The organism is Deltaproteobacteria bacterium RBG_16_64_85 (assembly GCA_001798885.1).
In the GTDB taxonomy this organism is placed as follows: Bacteria; Desulfobacterota; Deferrimicrobia; order Deferrimicrobiales; family Deferrimicrobiaceae; genus FEB-35.
In genome coordinates, this window is the sequence record MGQW01000026.1 from 1 (window position 1) to 6,743 (window position 6,743).

The 6,743-nt window shown below is 63.4% G+C and carries 7 protein-coding genes and 1 pseudogene (1 of these 8 running past the window's edge); 3 read left to right on the forward strand and 5 right to left on the reverse strand.

What is annotated here, in order from left to right; all coding sequences use genetic code 11:
• On the forward strand, nucleotides 1–276 hold a 276-nt coding region (locus A2Z13_09275; GenBank protein OGP80039.1), incomplete at its 5' end, for a cupin.
• A 45-nt stretch (nucleotides 277–321) separates the two neighbouring features.
• Here A2Z13_09275 and A2Z13_09280 read toward each other — a convergent pair.
• Together A2Z13_09280 and A2Z13_09285 are read right to left on the reverse strand one after the other, a co-directional pair.
• Nucleotides 322–1,899, reverse strand: coding sequence for a 2-isopropylmalate synthase (locus A2Z13_09280; GenBank protein ID OGP80040.1), 1,578 nt, complete (start codon nucleotides 1,897–1,899; stop codon nucleotides 322–324).
• A 380-nt stretch (nucleotides 1,900–2,279) separates the two neighbouring features.
• Nucleotides 2,280–2,891, reverse strand: coding sequence for a hypothetical protein (locus A2Z13_09285; GenBank protein ID OGP80041.1), 612 nt, complete (start codon nucleotides 2,889–2,891; stop codon nucleotides 2,280–2,282).
• A 41-nt stretch (nucleotides 2,892–2,932) separates the two neighbouring features.
• Between A2Z13_09285 and A2Z13_09290 the strand changes: the two genes are divergently transcribed.
• Nucleotides 2,933–3,997: a hypothetical protein gene (locus A2Z13_09290; protein ID OGP80042.1), complete on the forward strand. Its 1,065-nt coding sequence runs from the start codon at nucleotides 2,933–2,935 to the stop codon at nucleotides 3,995–3,997.
• Nucleotides 3,998–4,006: 9 nt separating this feature from the next.
• Here the strand turns inward: A2Z13_09290 and A2Z13_09295 are convergent, their stop codons facing one another.
• From A2Z13_09295 to A2Z13_09305, 3 genes are read right to left on the reverse strand one after another with little or no spacing between them, the layout of a single operon-like run.
• Entirely contained in the window at nucleotides 4,007–4,489 is a 483-nt protein-coding gene (locus A2Z13_09295; GenBank protein OGP80043.1) for a hypothetical protein, read from the reverse strand.
• A 16-nt stretch (nucleotides 4,490–4,505) separates the two neighbouring features.
• A complete protein-coding gene (locus A2Z13_09300; GenBank protein ID OGP80044.1) occupies nucleotides 4,506–5,024 on the reverse strand; it encodes a hypothetical protein in 519 nt (172 codons plus the stop codon).
• Nucleotides 5,025–5,072: 48 nt separating this feature from the next.
• Entirely contained in the window at nucleotides 5,073–5,495 is a 423-nt protein-coding gene (locus tag A2Z13_09305; protein OGP80045.1) for a hypothetical protein, read from the reverse strand.
• Nucleotides 5,496–5,938: 443 nt separating this feature from the next.
• Here A2Z13_09305 and A2Z13_09310 point away from each other — a divergent pair.
• Nucleotides 5,939–6,743 (forward strand): annotated as a pseudogene (locus tag A2Z13_09310) (hypothetical protein) (it continues 752 nt past the right edge of the window).

Here is a 6,743-nt window from a genome sequence, read left to right on the forward strand (position 1 = left end):
GGAGTGACGGCGAAAATCGCGTCGGGAGAGAAGCTGATGTTTTCCCTCGTGACCCTCGAACCGGGCGCGGTGGTGCCGGAGCACTCCCATCCGCACGAGCAGATGGGGATGATGGTGTCGGGGGAGATGGAGCTCATCGTCGCGGGGGAGTCCCTGAGGCTTGCGGGGAACGACATCTACCTCATCCCCGGGGGGGTGCCGCACAAGGTCATCACCGGGCCGGAGGGGGCGGTGGCGCTGGACGCCTTCTCGCCTCCCCGGGAAGAGTACCGATAGCGCCGGCCCGCCCCCCGATCCAGACCGGCCCGCGAGGCGCCGGCGTCAGACCGAAGCGGTCGGTGCCTTGCCCCTGGCCTTGCGACCCCCCTTGCGCGCGGCCTTCTCCCGCTCTTCGGCGGCCACCCACCGGTTGATGGCGGACAGGTACGCCTTGACCGCTGCCTCGATGATGTCCGTCGAACTGGCCCCTCCCGCGAAGATCGTCCCGTTGGTCCGGATGCGGACCGTCGCCTCCCCGATGGCGTCCTCGCCGGAAGTGATCGCATTCAGGCCGAAGTTGATCAGCGTGAACTTGTGACCGACGATCCGCTCGATGCACTTGTAGGCCGCGTCGATCGGGCCGTTCCCCGTGGCCGCTTCTTCGATCACCTCGTTGCCGTATCGCACCCGGAGGGCGGCCATCGGCGTGGCCCGCGTGCCCGAAAGGATCTGGATGTGCTCCAGCCGGTAGGTCTCCGGGACCTTGAACAACTCCTCCTGCACGAGGACCTCCAGATCCTCGATCTTCACCTCCTTCTTCTTGTCGGCCAGCTCGATAAACCTCCGGTATACGGCGTCCATCTGGGCGTCGTTCAGGCTGTGGCCGAAGGCAGCGATGTGGTGCTTGAGCGCCGCGCGCCCCGAGCGAGCCGTCAGGGTGAACGTGTGGGCGGAGACCCCGACGTCCTCGGGCCGGATGATCTCGTAGGTGGAGCGATCCTTGAGGATACCGTCCTGGTGGATTCCGGAGGAGTGCGCGAAGGCGTTCGTTCCCACGATGGCCTTGTTCCTTTGGATGGGCAGCCCCATGAGGGCGGAGACCATCTTGCTGGTCTTTGCGATCTCCCGGACGTTCACGTCCGTGTAGAGGTTCCCGAAGACCTCCCTCCGGGTCCGGATCGCCATGACGACTTCCTCAAGCGCGGCGTTTCCGGCCCGCTCGCCGATACCGTTCACCGTCACCTCCGCCTGCCGCGCCCCCGCCAGGATCCCCGCCAGCGTGTTCGCCGTGGCCATGCCGAGGTCGTTGTGGCAGTGCATGGAGAGGACCGCCTTGTCCAGCGCGGGCACCTTTTCCTTCAGGCGGCGGATCCGGTCCGCCATCTCCTGCGGCGTCGCGTACCCCACGGTGTCGGGGACGTTGATCGTCGTCGCCCCCGCCTTGACGATGGCCTCCACGCTCCGGCAAAGAAACTCGAAATCGGTCCGCGCCGCGTCTTCGGTGGAGAACTCCACGTCGGGGCACAGCGACCGGGCGTACTTGACCGTGTCCACGCACCACTGCAGGATCTTGTCCCGGTCGGAGCGGAACTTCTTCTGGATGTGGATGTCGGAGGTGCCGAGGAACGTGTGGATCCGGGGACGCCTGGCGACCTTCACCGCCTCCCACAGGGTGTCGATGTCCTTCCGCACCGCCCGAGCCAGCCCCGTGATGACGGGACCCTTCACGACCCGGGCGACCTCCCGCACGGCGTCGAAGTCTCCCGGCGAGGACGCCGGGAACCCCGCCTCGATAATGTCCACTTTCAAGACCGCAAGCTGCTTCGCGATCTCCACCTTCAGCTCCTTGGCGAGCTTCGCCCCGGGGACCTGCTCCCCGTCCCGCAACGTCGTGTCGAAAATGAATACCTTCTCCGCCATTTCTTCCTCCTTTTTTTTCGGTCGTAATGACAGGACGTCCGTGCGGGATTTACTTTCAGACCCAGGGACGTTCTTGAACTTTTCATGCCGACCGAACGAAAGTTCAAGAACGTCCCGGGTCGAAAGTAAATCCCGGGACATCCCGAAAAAAAACCGCCGGGAGCGGGATTCCGGGCGGCCCAAACGAAAAAGCCGCGGGAACCTTGCCGGTTCCCGCGGCCTGCAATGAGCGATCAGCCTATGGCGTCAAGCGCTCACACGGCGGCGGGCCGGCCCCCCAGTAGGGCCAGTAGGGCGAGACCGCCAAGCCGCAAACCGTTTCGTGAGAGCACCGTCGTCACCATGGGTTCGTTCAGGGTACGGATGGAGGCCGCCGTTTGTCAAGCGCGATCTTTGCGGAAGGAAATTTCCTTCGGCGAGGCGATCCCGCCGGAGACCAGGATCCGCACGGCCTGCTCCACGGTCAGGTCCAGGCGCTGCGCCTCCTCCTCGGGGATGAAGAGCACCTCTCCGAGGTAGAGGTTGTTCGTTGGCACGAACACGACGGCAAGCCTCTTTCCGTTCTTCTCCACCGTTTCGGTGCGGAAACCGAGGGCGTAGCTGTTCTCCTTCGGGTACTCCACCAGCAGCACCTCCTTGAAGGAGCTCGTGCTGTCCGGCGAGAAGGCATTGGTGAGCTGCTTGATGGTGGCGTAGATCGTCCGGTACCCCGGGATCCGGTTGATCAGGTTGTCCAGTGCGTCGAGGACCCGCTTCCCGACGACGTTCGGGGCGAAGTGTCCCACCAGCAGGATGATCGCCAATCCCGCCAGGATCCCCGTCCCCGGGATGTGCGCGCTCCCCGGGATCGCCACCCCCAGGATCCCGTCGATGACCGGAGAGAAGAGGGCGTCCACCTTCTCGAAGAACCAGATCAGGATGGCGATGGAGAGCACGAGGGGGCCGAGGACGAAGACCCCCGTGATGAAACTCTTTTTCAGGTCGATGCGCATGGATGTATTCTATCCTAAGTCACCGCGGAGGTCGAAAGCCCATGGATCACGTGGTCGTGATGGCGGGCGGATCGGGAACCCGGTTCTGGCCGGAGAGCCGCATACGCCACTCCAAGCAGTTTCTCAACCTCACGGGGCGCGGCCCGATGATCCGGGAGACGATCCGGCGGCTGTTCCCCCTCCTGCGGAAGGAGAACGTCTGGGTGGTGGCCGGCGAAAAGGACGCACCGCATCTCTCCCCCCGCGCCCTCGGCATCCCCGCCCGGAACATCCTGCTCGAGCCGGAAGGGAGGAACACCGCCCCGGCTGTGGCGCTGGCGGTCGCCCACATCGTCCGCCGCGATCCCGAAGCGGTGATCGCAGCCACCCCCGCGGACCACGCCATCGCCGACGAGCACGCCTTTCGTTCCGTGCTCGGGACGGGGTTGCGAGTCGCCCGGCGGACGGGGCGGTTCGTCACCCTGGGGATCCCTCCCACACACCCGGCCACCGGCTACGGGTACATCGAGCGCGGGAAACCCTTCGCGGACCGCGCCGCAACCGTCTACAACGTCCGGCGGTTCACCGAGAAGCCGGCGCTTGCCGCGGCGCGCCGGTTCGTGAAATCCGGCCGGTTCTCCTGGAACAGCGGCATCTTCCTCTTCCGGGCGGACACGTTCCGGGATCGCCTGTCCCGGTTCCTCCCGGAGGTCCACGCGGCGATGGAAGCGGCGTTCCGGTCGTTCGGAAAGAAGGAGTTCCCTGGAAAGCTGCGAGCGGCCTTCCGGGCCATCCCGTCCATCAGCGTCGACTACGGAATTCTGGAGAAGGAGAAAGGGACCCTCGTCATCCCGGCCGATTTCGGCTGGAGCGATCTCGGGACCTGGCGGTCGCTCCACGAGTTTCTGGGGACGCCGGGGGAGAACGTGATCTTCGGAAACGTCATCCTGTCGGACTGCCGCAACACCCTCATCCGGTCGGACCGCGGCCTCGTCGCCGCGGTGGGGATGGAGGACGTGGTCGTGGTCCGCAGCGGGGATGCCGTCCTGATCTGCCCAAAGAGCCGTTCGGAAGAGGTGAAGCGGATCGCGGAGGAGGTTCGCAGGAAACTCCCCGCGCTCGCCTGAAGGGAGGGGCTATTCGAAGACGTCGCCGAAGATCGTGACGATCTTTTGGACCTCGAGCTCGCAGGTTCCCTTCGGGATGGTGACCGTCATCGTATCGCCGACGATCCGGTTGAGGAGCGCGCGGCCGATGGGGGCGGCAACGGAGACGAAATTCTTTTTCCCGTCGGCGACTTCGGGGATCACCAGGGTGTAGCAAACCGTCTCGCCCGTGTCGAGGTTCTCCACCGTCACTTCGCTCCCCAGGCCCGCGCGGTCCCGGGAGATGCTCGACACGTCGATCCGGGAGAGGTCCGCCAGGCGTTTCTGGATCTGGCCCAGCCGCGCCTGCAGGGTGGACTGACGATCTTTGGCGGCATGGTACTCGGCGTTCTCGGAGAGGTCGCCGTGCGCCATCGCGGCGTTGATTTCCTTCGGCAGCTTGACCCGCAACTCGGTCTCGAGCCGCCGCGCTTCCTCTTCCAGCCTCTCCCGTGCTTCCCGAAGGAAATCCAACGCCCCCGAAGACCTCCTACTGCTCCATCGTGAATTCCTGCAGGTCGAACCAGAAGCCGCTCTGTCCGATGGAATCGACCTCGGCCTTCAGGATCCTGGCGTGCAGGTCCTCTTCCTTGGCCAGCGCGAGGAACATCTCCCTGGCCTCTTTCGACGCGGCGTTCCTGGCCAGGGCAAGGTACAACTGGTTCGCCGCGATCTCCTTGTCGATGGCCATTTCCAGGACCTGGATCTCGTCCGCCCGGACCAGCTTCCCCGGCTCGATCTTCTCCAGCCGGGCGCTCTCCGTGAGCACCGCAGCGACCGCCTCGACCCCTTCGGCGGGGGAGATCACCCAGGACTTCCCCTCGAGGTAGGAGGAGAGGTGATCCTCGAGCTTGTTCATGTGGCCCACTTCGTCCGATGCGAGGTTGATGAGGACATTCTTCGCCTTGACGTCCTTGATCACCTTGGCCAGCTGGAGGTACGTGGTGATGGCTTCCTTCTCCTTGTCGATCGCGCGGTGGAGCGCGATGACGATTTCCGGCGCCTGCATGTGCACGATCCCCCTTATCGGTGAAGTGGCTGCTTCATGCCATCCGGGTCAATGGAACACCAGCTTCCCGCCGTAATGGCCCTCCACCACGCAGGACGCCACGCAGCCCGCGAGAAGACCCGCGCGGAGCCAGCCAAGCCCCGACAGGGGCAGCCGGGCGGTCTCCGGAACGAGGATGCGCAGCAGCACAGCGGCAAGCGAGAGCCCGATCAGGACAAATCCGGTGACGATCTTTATCCGGAATACCGAGGTCATGTATCCCTTGTACCGGACTTTCCAGTCGATGTAGCCGGTGATCATGGTTACCGGTGTGGCGGCCAGGCCGAAAGCGGTCATCAGGTACGTCCCGTTCTCGAATAGGGTCTCCCCCGTGCCCAGGTAAAGGAGGAAGGATGCAAACGCCACCGGGAAGAGCGCCTGGGGGAAGTGGACGAAAATGGGATGAAGATAAAGACCCTCCGGCAGCTTCATCCGAACCCTCCAGCAACCATTTTGCGAAACAGAAACCCGGCGTCAGTCCTCCAACAGGCGGAAGAACTCCCTGGGAGCGTCGCACACGGGGCAGATCTCCGGCGGCTCCTCGCCTTCGTGGATATACCCGCAGATGACGCATTCCCACCGCTTCGTCACAGGGGAAAATTGTACCAGACCGCCGCCCACAGCGTCATAAAATGTTCCGCCGGAGGGAGGTCCCCCCCGCGAGGCTGCGAAACCATCGGGGATTTCACCGCGCCTGATGAAAAATATGATAGCATTTTAAAAAAAAAGGCATTCAAGCCCGTTGGATCCTGATTCCGGCCGACGGCCCGGTGTCCGTGCATCTCCAACCCTCGCTCGACGCGGGAGCCATTCGCAGCGCCTATTATGATGGACGCGTCGACGGACCCTTGGTTCTCATGGGACAGGAAGTGGGTATGGTCCTGACGGAGGAACGGTTCCAGCTCAGAGTCCTGAACAGCATCACCGACCCCCTGGTCATCTACGACCGAGACTACCGGATCGTGATGGTCAACCGGGCGATGATGACCATCTATCAACGCAATCCCGAACAATTGATCGGCGGACATTGTTACAAGGTGTTTCATGGCCGCAGCGGCCTTTGCGAGGAATGCCATGTCCGGGAGGTCTTCCTTACCGGGGAACCGCAGATCCGCGAAAAAATCATTCGCCTGCCGGACGGGCAACTCCGGCATTTCGAGATCCGCGCCTACCCGTTGAAGGATGCCGATGGAACCATCGTCCAGGCGATCGAGCACGGCCGTGACATCTCCGAACGGAAGAATCTCGAAAACCAGGTCAAGACGTCGGAAGAGAGGTATCAGACCATCGTGGAGATCGCCCGGGAAGGGATCTTCATCGCCGATGGCGAAGCCAAGGTGACCTTCGCCAACAAGCGGCTGGCCGGAATGTTGGGGTACGATCTCGACGAGATCATGGGCCGGTCGCTGTTCGATCTCATGGACGAAGGTTCGAAAGGAGCGGCGAAAGAACAGCTGGACCGCCGCCGCAAAGGTTTGGAGGACGTCTACGAACTGAGCTTCAGGAGCAGGGATGGAACGTCTCTCGTCGGTCTGGTATCGGCCGCGCCGCTCATGGTCAATGACATCTTCCTGGGTTCCGTAGGCATCGTCACGGACATCACCCGCATGAAACAGGTTGAGTCGGAACTCCGCTCGGCCAAGGAATTCAGTGAAAAGATCATCAATAACATCACCGACA

Coding starts and splice junctions, on each gene's coding strand:
- A2Z13_09280 (OGP80040.1), bottom strand. CDS start 1,899: ATGGCGGAGAAGGTATTCATTTTCGACACGACGTTGCGGGACGGGGAG.
- A2Z13_09285 (OGP80041.1), bottom strand. CDS start 2,891: ATGCGCATCGACCTGAAAAAGAGTTTCATCACGGGGGTCTTCGTCCTC.
- A2Z13_09290 (OGP80042.1), top strand. CDS start 2,933: ATGGATCACGTGGTCGTGATGGCGGGCGGATCGGGAACCCGGTTCTGG.
- A2Z13_09300 (OGP80044.1), bottom strand. CDS start 5,024: ATGCAGGCGCCGGAAATCGTCATCGCGCTCCACCGCGCGATCGACAAG.
- A2Z13_09305 (OGP80045.1), bottom strand. CDS start 5,495: ATGAAGCTGCCGGAGGGTCTTTATCTTCATCCCATTTTCGTCCACTTC.